The 17,786-nt window shown below is 46.0% G+C and carries 17 protein-coding genes; 13 read left to right on the forward strand and 4 right to left on the reverse strand.

All coding sequences use genetic code 11. The annotated features are described in order from the left end of the window. Positions 1-7 precede the first annotated feature (7 nt). The 5 genes from fis to B0680_RS06685 all read left to right on the forward strand — a co-directional run bounded on the left by fis (position 8) and on the right by B0680_RS06685 (position 6,307). Positions 8-331 (forward strand): DNA-binding transcriptional regulator Fis, encoded by a 324-nt coding sequence (gene fis / locus B0680_RS06665; protein ID WP_265734176.1) that lies wholly within the window; start codon positions 8-10, stop codon positions 329-331. Positions 332-548: 217 nt separating this feature from the next. Further along, positions 549-2,150 carry a bifunctional phosphoribosylaminoimidazolecarboxamide formyltransferase/IMP cyclohydrolase gene (gene purH / locus B0680_RS06670; RefSeq protein ID WP_078254313.1) on the forward strand — a complete coding sequence of 534 codons (1,602 nt, stop codon included), beginning with the start codon at positions 549-551 and terminating at the stop codon, positions 2,148-2,150. A gap of 209 nt (positions 2,151-2,359) precedes the next feature. Then, entirely contained in the window at positions 2,360-3,142 is a 783-nt protein-coding gene (gene phhA, locus B0680_RS06675) for a phenylalanine 4-monooxygenase (protein ID WP_078254314.1), read from the forward strand. A gap of 25 nt (positions 3,143-3,167) precedes the next feature. Continuing rightward, entirely contained in the window at positions 3,168-3,509 is a 342-nt protein-coding gene (locus B0680_RS06680; protein ID WP_078254315.1) for a 4a-hydroxytetrahydrobiopterin dehydratase, read from the forward strand. Positions 3,510-3,745: 236 nt separating this feature from the next. Then, the gene (locus B0680_RS06685; RefSeq protein ID WP_158078309.1) at positions 3,746-6,307 is read left to right on the forward strand and encodes a YadA C-terminal domain-containing protein; all 2,562 of its coding nucleotides are present in this window, start codon (positions 3,746-3,748) and stop codon (positions 6,305-6,307) included. A gap of 249 nt (positions 6,308-6,556) precedes the next feature. On the opposite strand, the gene B0680_RS06690 is transcribed toward B0680_RS06685, so the two are convergent. Beyond that, positions 6,557-8,407 carry a SurA N-terminal domain-containing protein gene (locus B0680_RS06690; protein WP_228143763.1) on the reverse strand — a complete coding sequence of 617 codons (1,851 nt, stop codon included), beginning with the start codon at positions 8,405-8,407 and terminating at the stop codon, positions 6,557-6,559. Positions 8,408-8,602: 195 nt separating this feature from the next. After that, the gene (locus B0680_RS06695; RefSeq protein WP_078254318.1) at positions 8,603-8,875 is read right to left on the reverse strand and encodes an HU family DNA-binding protein; all 273 of its coding nucleotides are present in this window, start codon (positions 8,873-8,875) and stop codon (positions 8,603-8,605) included. Positions 8,876-9,277: 402 nt separating this feature from the next. Here B0680_RS06695 and B0680_RS06700 point away from each other — a divergent pair, with 402 nt between their 5' ends. From B0680_RS06700 to fdx, 8 genes are all read left to right on the forward strand, one after another. Then, positions 9,278-9,958, forward strand: coding sequence for a hypothetical protein (locus tag B0680_RS06700; RefSeq protein WP_078254319.1), 681 nt, complete (start codon positions 9,278-9,280; stop codon positions 9,956-9,958). A 231-nt stretch (positions 9,959-10,189) separates the two neighbouring features. Further along, a complete protein-coding gene (locus B0680_RS06705) occupies positions 10,190-10,693 on the forward strand; it encodes an Rrf2 family transcriptional regulator (RefSeq protein ID WP_078254320.1) in 504 nt (167 codons plus the stop codon). Beyond that, on the forward strand, positions 10,690-11,913 hold the full coding sequence (locus B0680_RS06710; protein WP_078254321.1) for an IscS subfamily cysteine desulfurase: 1,224 nt from the start codon (positions 10,690-10,692) through the stop codon (positions 11,911-11,913). The genes B0680_RS06705 and B0680_RS06710 overlap by 4 nt, the downstream gene beginning before the upstream one ends. Positions 11,914-12,219: 306 nt before the next feature. Continuing rightward, the gene (iscU, locus tag B0680_RS06715; protein WP_078254322.1) at positions 12,220-12,603 is read left to right on the forward strand and encodes a Fe-S cluster assembly scaffold IscU; all 384 of its coding nucleotides are present in this window, start codon (positions 12,220-12,222) and stop codon (positions 12,601-12,603) included. A gap of 104 nt (positions 12,604-12,707) precedes the next feature. Continuing rightward, complete coding sequence (iscA, locus tag B0680_RS06720; RefSeq protein ID WP_078254323.1) at positions 12,708-13,028, forward strand: iron-sulfur cluster assembly protein IscA; 321 nt, start codon at positions 12,708-12,710, stop codon at positions 13,026-13,028. Positions 13,029-13,036: 8 nt separating this feature from the next. After that, positions 13,037-13,561 (forward strand): Fe-S protein assembly co-chaperone HscB, encoded by a 525-nt coding sequence (gene hscB, locus B0680_RS06725; protein ID WP_078254324.1) that lies wholly within the window; start codon positions 13,037-13,039, stop codon positions 13,559-13,561. 170 nt (positions 13,562-13,731) lie between these two features. Continuing rightward, complete coding sequence (gene hscA / locus B0680_RS06730; RefSeq protein WP_078254325.1) at positions 13,732-15,591, forward strand: Fe-S protein assembly chaperone HscA; 1,860 nt, start codon at positions 13,732-13,734, stop codon at positions 15,589-15,591. A gap of 41 nt (positions 15,592-15,632) precedes the next feature. Further along, the gene (fdx, locus tag B0680_RS06735; protein WP_078254326.1) at positions 15,633-15,971 is read left to right on the forward strand and encodes an ISC system 2Fe-2S type ferredoxin; all 339 of its coding nucleotides are present in this window, start codon (positions 15,633-15,635) and stop codon (positions 15,969-15,971) included. Between the two features lie 80 nt (positions 15,972-16,051). Here the strand turns inward: fdx and purN are convergent, their stop codons facing one another. Continuing rightward, entirely contained in the window at positions 16,052-16,714 is a 663-nt protein-coding gene (purN, locus tag B0680_RS06740; RefSeq protein WP_078254327.1) for a phosphoribosylglycinamide formyltransferase, read from the reverse strand. Then, the gene (gene purM, locus B0680_RS06745) at positions 16,714-17,757 is read right to left on the reverse strand and encodes a phosphoribosylformylglycinamidine cyclo-ligase (protein ID WP_078254328.1); all 1,044 of its coding nucleotides are present in this window, start codon (positions 17,755-17,757) and stop codon (positions 16,714-16,716) included. The genes purN and purM overlap by 1 nt, the downstream gene beginning before the upstream one ends. Positions 17,758-17,786 lie beyond the last annotated feature (29 nt).

Consider the following 17,786-nt stretch of genomic DNA (forward strand, 5'->3'; position numbering starts at 1 on the left):
GGCAGTTATGGCGTGTTTTGCTACTATTTGCACACTAATTAGATCAAATGAATTGAGCAACTTTTGGGCGAATAAGATGATGACAGCAAAAAATTATACAGAAAAGACGCCACTTCATGTTCATGTCGAGCAGGCAGTACAGCAGTATTTTGACAGCCTAGACGGTGAAGATGCCGACAATCTTTATGAAATTTTTCTTGCCGAACTTGAGCGACCTTTATTGACTGCGACGCTCAAATACGCCCGTGGCAATCAGTCAAAGACCGCACAGCTACTTGGCCTCAATCGTGGTACGCTACGCACCAAGCTCAAAGCACACGGTCTGCTTTAATCGCTTATCATATCTCGCTTAGTCATATCGCCCAAAGCCATTCGCTTTGGGTTTTTTGTTTTGTACATCTAATGGCTGATATATTGAGAAAATTTTTGGATAAATACCCAAATTAGCTTTATAAAATTTGTAATCAATGGTATCATTTTGTTTTTGGATTGTAAATTGATGCTTTGGCTATCAATTGCAGTGTAATCACAATTTTTTGGGGTGAGTTATGAGTTCAAAGCGTTTTGCTTTATTGTCTGTTTCTGACAAAGCAGGCATCGTTGAGTTTGCCAAAGGTCTTGTGGATGCAGGATTTGGCATTTTATCAACTGGCGGTACTTTTAAGCTATTGACCGACAGCGGTATCGATGCCATCGAAGTCTCGGCACACACTGGCTTTAGCGAGATGATGGACGGCCGTGTCAAGACCTTGCACCCAAAAATTCACGGCGGTATCCTAGGTCGTCGTGGCGTGGATGATGCTATCATGGCAGAGCACGGCATTGACCGCATTGACATCGTAGCGGTGAACCTATATCCATTCGCTGCCACCGTTGCCAAGCCTGATGTAACTATGGGCGACGCCATCGAAAACATCGACATCGGCGGCCCTGCGATGGTACGCTCTGCTGCCAAGAACCATGCCCATGTCGGCATCATCACAAATCCTGCTGACTATGAGCGTGTACTTGCCGAGCTTGGCACAGCGGGCAGCCTAAGCTTTGCCACTCGTTTTGATTTGGCGGTCAAAGCCTTTGAACACACTGCAGCTTATGATGGTATGATTGCAAGCTGGCTTGGTGCTCGCCTACCTGCTGACAGCGATGCACAGCCTAGTGATGATGCCACAGCAAACACCCAATTCCCACGCACATTCAACAGCCAATTCATCAAAGCCCAAGATTTGCGCTATGGCGAAAACCCACATCAATCAGCGGCGTTTTATGTTGAGAGCAATGCCCGTGAAGCATCTGTTTCTACCGCCAAACAGCTACAAGGCAAAGAGCTGTCATACAACAACATCGCCGATACCGATGCTGCACTTGAGTGTGTCAAATCATTTGCCAAGCCTGCTTGCGTCATCGTCAAGCACGCCAACCCATGCGGTGTCGCCGTCTCTCTAGATGGCATCCTAGATGCGTATAATTTGGCTTATGCCACCGACCCTGAATCGGCCTTTGGCGGTATCATCGCATTCAACCGTGAGCTAGATGTCGAGACTGCCAAAGCCATCGTCGAGCGTCAATTCGTCGAAGTCATCATCGCCCCAAGCGTGGCTGATGGCGTGCTAGAAATCACCGGCGCTAAGAAAAATGTCCGTGTGCTTGTCTGCGGTGAGCTACCTGCGATTGATGAGCGTGCTAGCCAGTTTGACTTCAAGCGTGTCAATGGCGGTCTGCTTGTCCAAGACCAAGACCTTGGCATGATTACCAAAGACGACCTAAAAGTCGTGACCGACAAAGCACCGACCGATGCCGAGCTGGATGATTTGATTTTTGCTTGGAAAGTGGCTAAATATGTCAAATCAAATGCCATCGTCTATGCCAAAAACCGCCAAACCATCGGCGTGGGCGCAGGTCAAATGAGCCGTGTCAATTCAGCTCGTATCGCCGCCATCAAAGCAGAGCACGCAGGTCTAGTCGTCGAAGGTGCTGTCATGGCATCGGATGCGTTCTTCCCATTCCGTGATGGTATCGACAATGCCGCTGCTGCAGGCATCAAATGCATCATCCAGCCAGGCGGCTCAATGCGTGATGATGAAGTCATCGCCGCTGCAAACGAGCATGGCATTGCTATGGTGTTTACCGGTATGCGCCATTTCCGTCATTGATTTGATAACCTTGATGATAAGCACAGCCTTTGGGTTGTGCTTATTTTTTTACATTGGATAACCCGATAAATTAAACCAAATTTTATATAAATAATAATTATAATAACAAAAAGTTAATAATCAGCCCATAAGGCGAACGATTTTTCATTTGACGAAACTCTTTGATTTTTCTACCATTGTGGCATAATCATCACAATCAGGGATTTGATATGAGTACCACTTACCAAGCACACACGCCAGATGCGTCAGGATTTATTGCTTATCACGATGATGAGCACGCCATTTGGCATGACCTATTTGTCCGTCAGCAGTCCAGTATCGTCGGCAAGGCTTGCCAAGATTATCTTGATGGACTTGATAAGCTTGCACTGTCAAGCACGCACATTCCACAGCTTGCCGATATTGACCGTGTGTTACAGCAGACGACTGGCTTTGCCACCGCTGCCGTGCCTGCACTGATTTCGTTTTCCAAATTCTTTGGGCTACTTGCCGACCAAAAATTCCCCGTCGCGACCTTTATTCGCACTCGTGATGACTTTGATTATATCCAAGAGCCTGATATTTTTCATGAAATTGTCGGGCATTGTCCGCTATTAACCCACCCTGCCTTTGCCAAATTCACCCACACCTATGGCAAGCTTGGACTAAAATCGGACAAAGCGACGCGGGTATTTTTGGCACGGCTATATTGGTTCACGATGGAATTCGGGCTGATTGATACCGCTGATGGATTGCGTATTTATGGTGGCGGCATCCTAAGCTCGCCGGCCGAGACCGAATACGCACTGTCGGGCAAGCCTGAATATCGCCCGTTTAATCTCAATGATATTTTGCGTACGCCCTATCGCATTGACAAGATTCAGCCGATTTATTATGTCATCGACTCGCCTGATACGCCGTTTGGACTTGATGAAGCTACCCTGCTGACCGCCATCAGCCAAGCACAAAGCGATGGACTGTATGAGATGCACCCAAGCCTATTAACTGACTAACTGATTGATAAATAAGGAGATAATCATGACCACCCCACTTAAAGACCAAGCCTGTGAAGTCTGTCGCCTAGATGCACCACTGTTATGCGACGACCAATTGCCCGTGCTACTTGAACAAATCCCCACTTGGCAGATGGTTGAAGTCGATGGCATCAAACGACTGACCAAAGTGTTTAAGTTCAAAAATTACAAGCAAGCACTTGCCTTTACCAATCAAGTCAGCGACATCGCCGAATCAGCTGGCCATCACCCTGCCATCTTATTAGAATGGGGCAAGGCAACCGTGTCATGGTGGTCACATGAAGCCGGTGGATTGCACAAGAATGACTTTATTTTGGCAGCTCGGACGGATGAACTGGTTAAGTAGGTCGTACAGGTTAATTTGAGCCATTATATGCAAAATCACAATGTAAAAAGTAGGGAATTGACAGTACTGATTGTCAATTCCCTACTTTTTGTATGTTTTTTATGCAATCAGGCTGATAACTTCTTAAAAATTGATTGACATAATGTAATGGTTTGTATATATTTAGTACACTTTAGTTTATGTATAACATAACAAAAGTAGCTCTCTTTAACTTCATTACCCACAAGGAGTTTTCAATGAATTTCAAGAAATCAACTCTAGCCACTTTGGTAGCCGGTTCAATGATCTCTATGTCATCATACGCTGTAACAGCTGATGAGCTTGAGCCACGTGTTGCCAACCTTGAAAGCCAAATTGGTAGCAAAATTGAGGCGTCCGTCCTAACTCAAAAGCTTGAGGAAGTAAAAGTCAGCAATAATACAGCGCTTAATGATAAAGTAAGCACCACTGATTTTGACACTTATAAAGGCGAAGTCACAACTGCACTTAGCGAAAAAGCGAGTCAAACCGCTCTTGAAGCTGTACTACAAGCAACACAAACCGTAACAACGCGATTGGCTGAAACTATGCGCGATGGTTTGACTGAACTTGAAGCTAACAAACTAGACAAGGCAGAATTTGTTACCAAATCAGCAGCAATCCAAGGTCAATTGGATGCACAATCTGAAAAATTAGCGGCTGAAGAGACTGCTCGTACAGCAGCGGTTAAAGCATTGAATGAGCGTGTTGCTGCTGAAGAAACTGCTCGTGCTGAAGCAATTGCTACAGAAGTAGCTGCTCGTGAAGCTGCTGATGAAGCGATTAAAATTGATTTAGCGGCAAAAGCTGATAAAACAGAATTGGCCAAAACCAACGAAAAAGTTGCTGAGCTTGAAGCTAACAAACTAGACAAAGCAGAATTTGTTACCAAATCAGCAGCAATCCAAGGTCAATTGGATGCACAATCTGAAAAATTAGCGGCTGAAGAGACTGCTCGTACAGCAGCGGTTAAAGCATTGAATGAGCGTGTTGCTGCTGAAGAAACTGCTCGTGCTGAAGCAATTGCTACAGAGGTAGCTGCTCGTGAAGCTGCTGATGAAGCGATTAAAATTGATTTAGCGGCAAAAGCTGATAAAGCTGACTACACTGCATTCAAAGATGCAACTGTAGCCTATCTTGCCGGCGTTGATGATTTTATGACTGCTGCAGATGAATCATTAACCATTCTTGATAATGATTTGACCGCACTTGAAAATACAGTTGCAGGCATTCAACAAGGTAATACCGACGCCCTAAATGCTGAAACAAAAGCTAAAATCGACAGCATTGGCGTCGTTGATGATGCATTTAAAGACATCTACGGCGACAACCCAACTTTGGTTGATGCACTAAAAATGGTCCATGAAGACCTAGAAAGCAAAGCGACAACCACTCAGCTAAACGCCAAAGCTGATACAACCTATGTTGATGCTCAAGATGCCAAACTACTAAAAACCATCAGCGCATTAGCCGATGCAAGTCAGGCGGCTGCAGAAGCACTCGAAGCCGATAAACTAGACAAAGCAGAATTTGTTACCAAATCAGCAGCAATCCAAGGTCAATTGGATGCACAATCTGAAAAATTAGCGGCTGAAGAGACTGCTCGTACAGCAGCGGTTAAAGCATTGAATGAGCGTGTTGCTGCTGAAGAAACTGCTCGTGCTGAAGCAATTGCTACAGAGGTAGCTGCTCGTGAAGCTGCTGATGAAGCGATTAAAATTGATTTAGCGGCAAAAGCTGATAAATCTACCGTAAATGAATTAGCAGCAACAGTTGATACTAAAGCCGATAAAGCAAAAGTTGATTACCTGCGTGAACTTGTAATCACTAACGGTCAATCAATCTCTAAAGTTGATGCAGCGGCTGCTAAAGCACAAACTACAGCAAATAATGCTCAAACTGCGGCTAACAATGCTCAAGTAACCGCTGATGAAGCATTGGCAGGTTTGGATGCTAAAGCTGACAAGACTGCTGTTACAGCACTTGAAAATACCGTTGCAGCTAAAGCTGATCAAGCTACCGTAAATGAGTTGGCAGCAACAGTTGATACTAAAGCCGATAAAGCAAAAGTTGATTACCTACGTGAACTTGTAATCACCAACGGTCAATCAATCTCTAAAGTAGATGCAGCGGCTGCTAAAGCACAAACTGCAGCTAACAACGCTCAAGCAACTGCTGATGAAGCATTGGCAGGTTTGGATGCTAAAGCTGACAAGACTGCTGTTACAGCACTTGAAAATACCGTTGCAACTAAAGCCGATCAAGCTACAGTTGATACTCTAGCTAAAGTAGTTGATACAAAAGCGGATAAATCTGCACTTGATGCTAAAGCTGACAAAACTGCTGTTACAGCACTGGAAAACACTGTTGCAACTAAAGCAGATCAAGCTACAGTTGATGCTCTAACCACTGTTGTAGGTACTAAAGCGAATGCATCTGATGTTGCAGCCTTGAGCGCAACCGTTGCAACCAAAGCAGATCAATCAACTGTAGATGCACTAGATAAGCGTGTCAGCAACAACACAGCACGCATCGAAGAGCTTAATAACGATCTACGTAGCGGCCTAGCAAACCAAGCAGCACTAAGCGGTCTATTCCAGCCATACAATGTTGGCAAAGTAAACGTTTCAGTTGCAGTTGGTGGGTACAAGTCATCATCCGCCGTTGCTGTTGGCTCTGGCTATCGCCTGAACGAAAACGTTGCAACCAAAGCTGGTTTGGCATTCAATACCAACGGTGGCGATGTTTCATATCACGCTGGTGTGAACTTTGAGTGGTAATTGACAATAGCAACATATTGTCGATACAAAAAGTCTGGTAGCAATACCAGACTTTTTCTTTTCATACCTTATCACATATATCACGTATAACCATCAGCCACAGGCTTAAGGTTAAGCTAAGAACAAGGCACGCATCTACATCATCTATATCGACACTGATACTGATACTGATAAGCATAAATAAACAAGCCCGATAGTTATTTTATCAGGCTTGTTTTATAGGCTTAGTGTCTTATTATCATCAACAAATCAATGCTGAGCCTTTAGCGCATCTTCATTGATAATGACTTCAGATGTATCACGCAGGTAGCGTACATAGTCTTCAAGCTGATCAGCGCCGATATTATCACGAATCACCTGCATGGCACGCAGACGATCAGCAGGCGCAAGCTGAGATTCAGTGGCTTTATCAACAGGGCCGCCCACCATCACACTTGCACCATCTTCGGTCTGCACCACCCACACATCATCGCCTTCAGCTGATTGGTGTAGGAATAAGCTTGCAGACTCAAGCTGTGACAGCTTTGGATTGGCGCGTGTTGACATACCCATATTGGCACTTGGGACTTTGAGTGATGCGCCACTATTTGCTTTGGCTTCATCAGCTGCTTTTTGGGCATCAGCCATCGCAAGCTCAATCGCCTTTTGCTTGGCTAGCGTCATCTTGATTTGATCTTTTGCTTCATCAAAGCTCAGCGGACGAGATGCTTGATAATTGCTTGGTTGAACCCAGATATTTTTGTCACCGACAGCGATATTTGGGCTTACGCCTTGATCTTGGATGGTGAATTCATCAAATGCAGCTGCAATCACCGCAGGCTGAGATAGATCGGTTGTGTTATCCGTCTGTGGGTACGCCTTGATTTCTTTGAGCTCGACACCGACTTCTTTGGCGATATCCGCCACGCCCACACCGTCGGTTGCCAGCGTATTGATCTTGGCTGACAAATCAGCAAACACCGCTTGACGCTTATAGGTCGCAGCACGATCCATCAGCTCATCACGCAGGCTCTCAATGCTTGGTGCATTGTCATTAACTTTGGTTACCTTAAAGATTTGATAACCAAAATTCGTCTTGACGACTGCTGACACCTGACCTACGGTCAAACCACTCAAAGCCTGCTCAACCGTCGCTGCATCCTGACCAAAAACAGCAGGATTGAAACTACCGATTGCACCGCCATTTTCGCCACTTGGATCTTGCGAATATTGTTTTGCCAATGACTCAAACGACTCGCCTGCATCTAGCTTGGCTTTAATCTCTTGGGCTTGTTTTTCGGCATTATCACCGGTCAATAAAATTTGCGATAGCTCACGCCCATCGCTGATGCCTTTTTCTTTGAGATAGGACGCGTATTGCGCTTTGATTTCATCTTCGGTTGGCAAATCAACTTTGACCAGCAAGGGACTTAGCTCAAGATACGCCAAATCCACCGTTGCAGGCTTAACTAGCGTTGCTTTGTTTTCATCATAATATGCTTGGATTTGTGCATCAGTCACTTCGACTTGATCCACATAATTTTGCCACGAATAGCGATGCACCCACACTTCACGGGCTTCAAGCTGTAAATCAAGCAAATGTGCAATTTGACTATTTGGATAAATCGCCGTACCAACGATACTGCCAATCAGCTGACGCAAGCTTAGACGCAGACGCTCAAGATGAAACAGTGCATCTTTGGTTAGCCCATTTTGTTGCAAATAGCTAGCAAAACGGTCATTCGAAAATTGTCCATTATCCTGAAAAATCTCATACTGCTGTAGTAGCTGAGTAATCATCTCATCAGACACGGTCATGCCCAGTACAGATGCCTGATTTTCAAGCAAAGCTTTATCGGTCAGACGCTTTAGCACCATCTGCCGAAGTGCTGTTTCGTTAATCAAGCTAGCATCCACGCCTTTTTGGAGCAAGGCATTACGTTCAGCATTCACTTCAGCTTGGAATGTGCTGACATCCACCACTTGCTCGCCCACTTTGATTAATTGGTTCGGCTGAATAGAAGCACCGCCAAACGTACCCTGCACCCCCAAAAATGCCATCGGGATTAATGTACCTACCAAAATCAGCTTACCCGGCCAACTTTGGAGAAAATTACGCATCTTTTCCATATCAATCGCTACTTTGCAAATATAAAACAAAATCTGGTTTAAAAACCTTACTATGATACGCTAATTCTTATCAATACTCAAAATACTTTTTGTATCTGTTTGCGAATTTCACCAACTTTTATGCAATAAAGGCACAAAAAAACCACCCAATCACTGTTGGGTGGCTCTTTGTCTAAATACCGCTAATTAGTTAACAGCGTCTTTTAGACCTTTACCAGCTTTGAAGCTTGGTACTTTGCTTGCAGCGATTTCTAGCGCTTCGCCAGTTTTTGGGTTACGACCAGTGCGAGCTGCACGCTCTTTGACGCTAAAAGTACCAAAACCAACCAATACAACGTCATCACCACGTTGTAGTGCGCCTTGTACGCTCTCGGTGAATGCGTTTACAGCTTTAGCTGCTTGTTCTTTGGTTAGACCAGCGCTTTGAGCGATGCTGTCAACTAATTCTGACTTGTTCATAAAAAATCCTCATAAGATTACGATTAACGAAAAGGTTCGGCATTCGCCATAATGTGTGCATTGTAAGGGGATAGCCAAGCTTTTACAAGCAAAAAAATCATTTTTTCGCAAGAATTTGCAAAAAATATGCATAATTTTGCCATCAATGAGTAATGTCCTTGCAAAATTGGCGACACATTCAGGCTTTTGATTTAACTTTGCTTTACTTTATATCAAGCTTAACACCAATAAGCAAGCAAAAATTATCAGTTTTAACGAAAAAGTCATAAAAAATCGCTGAATTTTCGTCAAAATTACAGTATCATGGCAACTAATGTGATTTTTTTTGGCGGTGATTGATGGCTTTTTATACAAAACAAGTGATCCAAAAACAAATCGCACCGCCCAACAACTAGGATTATTATGACGACACAGAACTCACCCGACGCCGTTTCATCAAGCGAGCCAAACGGTGTCATCTCTCGTGGTATCTTAAATGTATTATTGGTATTTGTTGAATCTGCCATCACGCTGATGCTAAGATTTGACCCAAAATTACGCCAACTTGCCTATCCACTTGCCGAATCAGGTAAGGTGGTGTGTATCCGCACCTACCTACCGCATACCAAGATTTATGCCACTTTTGGTTATCGTGGCGTACTGCTTGATGACACATTGCCTGCCAATAAGCAAGCGCCTGATGTCATCATCAATGCTTACAGCTTTCAGCTGGTCAATGCCTTGATGAATCACAGCGAATCCACCATCGATGCGCTACAAATCCGTGGCGAGACCCAAGATGTCGCTGATGTCAAAGCGTTCTTGGTGCGTGTCGGCGTCGGTGGCGCTATCCAAAATCTCATCAACAAACTGCGTGGCAATCCCGAAAATAAGCCCACGCCCGAACAAAAAGCCGAAAAACTCTCAGAGCTTCGTGCCAAAATCAATGAACAAAATCAGCGTATCGATGAGCAAGCCAAAGACATCGCTCGGCTAAAGACACAGCTTGCCGAATCCCAAAACAAACAAAAAGCCACCGTTGCCGGTCTGATTGTGGCGTCTGTCATTGCACTTGTTGCTATCGTGTCGCACTTTTTTATCTGATACTCATCAAGCAAGCGTGGCATGATGCTTTATCAAGCACCCAAGCCAAGATAAACCAAATCAAATCCATCAATCAGTTTTGTTGATGGATTTTTTGTACAAATAATCTTGACCTATTTACTCGGAATTATTATAATAAGCCACATCATAACAAGCCAAGACATTGGCAAATGTAAGTTTACCTAAGTTTGAGCGATTCAAACTCGGCAATTTTTTTTGGAAGATTAGACAATGCGTTTAACCACTCGTGGACGGTATGCCGTTACTGCCTTGCTTGATTTGGCTGTCCAAGAGAACCGCCATCAAGGTGCTGTGTCTTTGTCCGACATTGCAAAACGCCAATCCATCTCCATATCCTATCTCGAACAGCTATTTTCAAAGCTACGCAAAAAAGGGCTGGTCAATAGCACACGGGGCGCATCTGGCGGTTATCATCTTGCCAAGCCACTTAGTGAAATTGACATCATGAGCATCATCACCGCTGTCGATGAGAGCATCAACGCCACGCAGTGCGGTGGTAAAGGCGATTGCCATGATGGTTCGATGTGCTTGACGCATGATTTGTGGCATAATTTGTCTGCACACATCGAATCATACCTAAAGAATGTCACCCTAGCGCAGTTATTAGAAACCAAGAACACACAAGCCATCGCTGACCGCCAAGAAAGTCGGGTCTGCGGGGCAAAAAAAGACTCACAAATCACAACAATCAATTTAATCGGAAATCTAGCATGAGCCAGACATCACTTATTTATCTTGACTACGCTGCCACCACACCAGTTGCCAAAGAAGTGGCTGACAAGATGGTACAATATCTAACTTTTGACGGTATCTTTGGTAACCCAGCTTCTCGCTCGCATGGCTTTGGCTGGCAAGCAGAAGAAGCGGTTGAGCACGCTCGTGACCAAATCGCCCAGACTGTCGGCGCTGACCCACGCGAAATCGTCTTTACCAGTGGCGCAACCGAGTCAGATAACCTTGCTATCAAAGGTGTGGCACATTTTTATCACACAAAAGGTAAGCACATCATCACAAGCAAAATCGAACACAAAGCTGTGCTAGATACCTGCCGTCAGCTAGAGCAAGAAGGCTTTGAGATTACTTATCTTGAGCCAGAACAAGGTACAGGTCTGATTACCCCTGCCCAGGTCGAAGCTGCGCTGCGTGATGATACCATTTTGGTCAGCCTAATGGCGGTCAATAACGAGCTAGGCACAGTCACAGACATCGCTGCCATTGGTGAAATCACTCGTGCCAAAGGCGTGCTATTCCATGTCGATGCTGCTCAAGCCGTTGGCAAAATCAAAATCAACCTAGGCGAGCTAAAAGTCGATTTGATGAGCTTCTCAGCACACAAAATCTATGGCCCAAAAGGTATCGGCGCACTGTATGTCGGTCGTAAGCCACGCGTACGCATCAAAGCAGAACAGCACGGCGGCGGTCATGAGCGTGGTATGCGTTCAGGCACACTAGCGACACACCAAATCGTCGGTATGGGCGAAGCGTTTGCCCTATCGGTACAGCGTTTTAATGAAGACCATGCCCACATCAAGGCTTTGCGTGATAAGCTATGGAATGGACTACAAGACATCGAAGAAGTCTATCTAAACGGCAGCCTTGAGCATGGTATCCCAAATGTGCTTAATGTCAGCTTTAACTTCGTCGAAGGCGAGAGCCTAATGATGAGCCTAAAAGATTTGGCAGTATCATCAGGTTCGGCGTGTACATCAGCCACCCTTGAGCCATCGTATGTCCTGCGTGCCATCGGTCGCCCTGATGAGCTGGCACATTCATCGATTCGCTTTAGTATCGGTCGCTATACCACCGAAGCAGACATTGACCGTGTGCTTGCCCAAATCCATGAAGCGGTTGAGAAACTGCGTGAACTATCGCCACTGTGGGATATGTTCAAAGAAGGGATTGACTTATCAACCGTTGAATGGCAAGAACACTGATTGTCTGTGTGGTTATGCCTATTGCGTCGTTAGGCTCACTTGATGTACTAGATGTACACCATCGTTCGCCTGCCTAGCACTAGGCGATAACCACTTCGACAATAGTTATTTATAGAACTGATGCTCGATGTGCATAAGTACACCGTCGCTTACCCACCTAGCACCAGCCACCTATAAATAAACGATTACCGAGTGTTGCCTACCTAATACTAATTGCAACACAACAGATTAAAATTTAGTAGAAAATTTGGCAAATCCAGCCATCGCACGATTTGCCAATTCACCAAACTTATAAGAGATACAGTTATGGCATATTCAGATAAAGTCATTGACCATTATGAAAATCCACGCAATGTGGGCAATCTAGACAAAAACGCTAAGAATGTCGGCACTGGCATGGTCGGTGCACCAGCCTGTGGTGATGTGATGCGCCTACAAATCCAAGTCAGCGATGATGGCATCATCGAAGATGCAAAATTCAAGACTTATGGCTGTGGCTCAGCGATTGCATCAAGCTCGCTAGTCACCGAATGGCTAAAAGGCAAAACCCTAGACCAAGCCGCTGCGATTAAAAACAAAGACATCGCAGAAGAACTTGCTTTGCCACCGGTTAAAGTACACTGCTCGGTACTTGCCGAAGATGCCATCAAAGCTGCGATTGAAGATTATCAAGCCAAAGCACAAGCATAATTTATGAAATGCTTGTTTGACGCTCGCTTGATTATCCTGTTCAACACTTAGACATCTGCCGATACACATCGGCAGTCATCGCCAATTTAGTGAAGGAAATTGTCATGATTACCCTAACCGCTCGTGCTGCACAGCATGTCAAAGACTTCTTAGAAAACCGTGGTAGCGGCGAAGGCATCCGTGTCGGTGTGCGTACGGCTGGCTGTTCTGGATTGGCTTATGTGCTTGAGTTCGTCGATGAGCCAAATGATACCGATGAGAAATTCTCAAGCGGCGGCGTGAATGTCTTTGTTGACCCAAAAAGCTTGGTATATCTCAACGGTCTTGAGATGGATTATGTCACCGAAGGGCTAAACTCTGGCTTTAAATTCACCAACCCTAACCAAAAAGGTGAATGTGGCTGCGGTGAGTCATTCACTGTCTAAGGCACGCTATGAATAACCATTTTTTTGCGCTGTTTGGTTTACCTATCAGCTTTCGGATTGATGAAACACTGCTCAAGGCCCGCTTGCTTGAGTTACAAAAAACTCATCACCCTGACCGCCAAGACGGTGACAGCATCGCCATCACCCAAAACGCATCATTGATTAATCATGCTTATGACACCCTAAAGCGTGATGATAGCCGTGCTGCGTATTTGCTTAGCTTAAATGGTGAAGATATCGATTTGGATAAATCCATCAGCGATTGGGATTTTTTGGGCGAGATGATGGAAGTTCGCATTGCGCTTGATGATACCGATGATAAAGCAAGTCTTGATAAGATGGCAAATGAAGTCAGCCAAACCAGTCAAGCGTTGGCAGATGGCTTTGATGATGCTTATCAAGCCCAAAACTGGACGACTGCTCGTGACCTTGCCCAAAAATTACAATTCGTCGGCAAACTACACGATGACATCATCGCCAAGCTCAGCGAAAGCCTGCACCAAAATAACGATGATGACGATTTGTATGTCTAATCGCTTGATTTTAGGGAAATTTTAGGAAAATCACACGCCAAATTGATGCCCTTTGGCGTGTTTTTGTGATGAAGCGCTTTGGATAAGGCATCAAAATTTAGTATAATTAGCCACTGAAAACTTACTTTTCACTAGCCACCTTTTATTTTATTTATTTTAAAGAATTTGCCATGTCATTATTACAAATCAGCGAACCCAATCAAAGCAAAAATCCCCACCAACATCGTTTTGCACTCGGCATTGACCTTGGCACGACACATTCATTGGTCGGCGTGGTTCGCTCGGGCAAGGCGCAGGTTTTGCCGTTTGATGACACACCATTACTACCATCTGTCGTCTATTATGGCGACCAAAGCGATACGCCACTGACTGGCAAACAGGCGCTGGCTTTTGCTGATGATACCGCCAATACCATCATCTCAGCCAAGCGTTTTATGGGGCGAGCTCGCAGTGATATCAAATTCTCACATCCTTATACACTCTCTGGCGATGATGCCACCATGCCCGCCTTTGTCACTGCGCAAGGTGAAAAATCCCCTGTCGAGACATCGGCACACATCCTAAATCGCCTATATCGTCACGCCGCCGCTGCCTTGCCTAATGACAGTATCCAAGGGGCGGTGATTACTGTGCCTGCGTATTTTGATGATGCACAGCGTACCGCCACCAAAGATGCCGCCACCGCAGCAGGCTTGACCGTACTTCGCCTGCTCAATGAGCCGACCGCCGCCGCCATCGCTTATGGCTTGGATAAGGCGACCAATCACGGGACTTATTTGGTTTATGACTTGGGCGGTGGTACTTTTGATGTGTCTATCCTACGCCTAAGTGATGGCGTGTTTGAAGTGCTTGCCACAGGGGGCAACTCAGCCTTAGGCGGTGATGATATTGACCGCCTACTTGCCAATTGGCTGATTAAGCAGGCGAATCTTGACCCAGCACAGATTGATAATAGCGAAAAATCTCGCCTTGCCAAGCTTGCCAAAAACTACAAGCAAGCTCTGACCGATACCGACAGTGTCACAGTTGATACCACCATCGCCGGCACACCACTGTCGCTACAGCTTGATAATCAAACGCTTAGCCAAATCATTGAGCCCGTCATCCGTCGCACGCTACAAGCCTGTGAGCAGGTGCTACTGGATGCCAAGCTTGACAAATCAGCGCTCAATGATGTCATCCTAGTCGGTGGCTCAACTCGTATGCCGGTGATTATCCGTGCTGTCGAAGCGCATTTTAATCGTGCGCCACTGTGTAGCATCAACCCTGATGAAGTCGTTGCACTTGGCGCAAGTATCGCCGCTGACCAGCTGATTAATAAAAAAGGCGATGGCCTATTGCTGCTTGATGTCACACCGCTATCGCTTGGACTTGAGACGATGGGCGGACTTGTCGAAGTCATCATCCCACGCAACACACCCATTCCTGTGGCTCGTCGTCAGACCTTTACCACGCACCAAGATGGTCAGACAGGCATGATTGTCCATGTCGTCCAAGGCGAGCGTGATACCGTCGCAGATTGTCGCAGTTTGGCACGCTTTGAGCTGTATAGCATCCCACCGATGAAAGCAGGTTTGGCTCGTATCGAAGTGACCTTTAGCATTGATGCCAATGGTCAGCTGACCGTCTCTGCCGAAGAAACTACCACCGGCGTCAAAAGCCACATCGAAGTCAACCCAAGCTATGGACTGACCGAAGCACAACAAGAACAGCTACTGATGGCAGGCTTTACGCACGCCAATGAAGACAAAAAAGCCCGTATGCTCATCGAAGCCAAAGTCGAAGCCGACCGTGAGCTGATTGCGCTGACTTCAGCATTGGCAGAGTTTGGTGCACTACTGAGCGATGACGAACAAGCCACCTTGCAAGTGCTGATGAATGGGGTGCGTGAAGCCATTGATAGCAATGATAAGGCCGTGCTTGATGATGCTGTCGCCAAGCTTAAGCCTGCCAGCGACCACTTTGCTAGCGTCATCATGGACAAAAATGTCAAAGATGCACTTGCAGGCACACGCACCAGTGATTGGTAATGACGAATTTATTGTAAAATTTAAACGCAAAAGAGATACTTATGACCACTGTAACCCTACTACCCCACCACGAAATCTGCCCAGAAGGTGCGACCGTTGAGATTAATTCAGGTGAAAATCTGTGTGAAGCTCTGCTTGAGCGTGGCATCAAGATTGAGCACGCCTGCGATATGTCAAAAGCCTGCACCACTTGCCATGTTATCGTCCGTCAAGGCTTTGACAGCCTAGAAGAGATGGATGATATCGAAGGTGATTTGCTTGACCGTGCATGGGGTCTTGAACCTGATTCTCGCCTAGCTTGTCAGTGTATCGTCGCTGATGAAGATTTGGTGATTGAGATTCCAAAATACACGCTAAACCACGCCAAAGAAAATCATTAATCCGATTTCTTATACCAACCCAATAAAATAAGGCTATCCATATCGATAGCCTTATTTATTTTATTTTAACTAATCACAGATTAATCAAGCCACAGTCGATATGGCAAAGATACAAAGCCATCGATTTGACCTGCCATGATGACATCCAAATCAAGCACGCCTTTGGCAATCAGCTCTAGCGTATATGGCACAAGCTGATGCTCAAGCTTTTGCACTCGCTTGCCAAGCGACTCAGCGGTATCATGCTCATCGACCGACAGCCAAGCTTGGGTCAATACCTGCCCTGCGTCTAGCTCAGGCGTCACCAGATGTACGCTACAGCCATGGTGCTTGTCGCCCGAGCGAATCACTCGTGCATGAGTGTCCAGCCCCTTATAAGCAGGCAGTAGCGACGGGTGTAGATTAATCATCGCACACGGTACAGCATGGATAAACTCAGCAGATAGTACACGCATAAAGCCTGCCAATACCACCAAATCAGGCGACCATGCTTCAAGCTGAGCCAATGCGTGCTTTTCAAAAGTGGCGATACTCATCCGCTTGCCACTTGGTGCGTGTGATAGCACTGCCACAGGGATATTGGCAGTCGTGGCTCGTGTGACGGCATAAGCATCTTCACGATTGCTAATCACGCCGATGATGTCGATTGGCAAAGTACCTGCCTGCATCGCATCAATCATCACTTGCAGGTTTGAGCCGCTACCTGAGACCAGCACAGCGACCTTGAGACGACGATTGCTCATCAGATATACACCACAGCTTTGTCGGTACGCTCGACGATTTCACCGATTTTCCAGACAGTTTCGCCGCTGGCAGCAAGCTCACTCATCGCTTGCTCAGCTTTATCTGCTGGGATAGCTAGGATAAAGCCTACACCACAGTTAAAGGTGCGATACATCTCAAGCGTCTCAATATTGCCGCCTTTTTGTAGCCACTGGAACACTTCAGGTAGCTGCCAGCTGTTAGTATCGATTTGCGCCGCCAAATTCTCAGGCAATACGCGTGGCAGGTTCTCAGTCAGACCACCACCGGTGATGTGTGCCATCGCATGGATATTGGCATTGCCCAGTGATTTTTGTAGGGCATTGACCGATTTGACATAAATACGAGTTGGTGCCATCAGTGCATCAGCTAATGAACGCTCGCCCAATTTTTCGCTAGCGACATCCGTGCCAGTCACTTCGATGACTTTACGAATCAGCGAATAGCCATTTGAGTGTGCGCCGCTTGATGCTAGCGCAATCAGCACATCGCCTTGTTGGACATTGTCGCCTGTGATGACTTCAGACTCTTCGACCACGCCAACACAAAAGCCTGCTAAGTCATAATCTTCATCTTGATACATTCCCGGCATCTCAGCAGTCTCACCGCCAATGAGCGCACAGTTGGCAAGCTGACAGCCATCACCAATCCCTGCAATCACCGTCGCCGCTGTATCAACATCCAGCTTACCAGTCGCATAATAATCTAGGAAAAATAGCGGTTCTGCACCACAAACCAATAGGTCATTGACACACATCGCCACCAAATCTTGACCGATGGTCTCATGGCGATTGAGCTGTAGTGCAAGCTTAAGCTTTGTACCTACGCCGTCCGTGCCTGAAACCAATAGCGGTGATTTATACCCTGTTGGGATACGGCAAAGCGCACCAAAACCACCCAAGCCACCCATCACTTCAGGGCGAGAAGTGGCTTTTGCCACTGATTTGATACGAGAAACCAACGCTTCGCCTGCGTCAATATCCACGCCTGCGTCTTTATAACTGAGTGAAGTTTGCTGTGTCATAGCTACCCTTGTAAAAAAGCAATGCCATT

Source organism: Moraxella pluranimalium, assembly GCF_002014825.1.
GTDB lineage: Bacteria > Pseudomonadota > Gammaproteobacteria > Pseudomonadales > Moraxellaceae > Moraxella > Moraxella pluranimalium.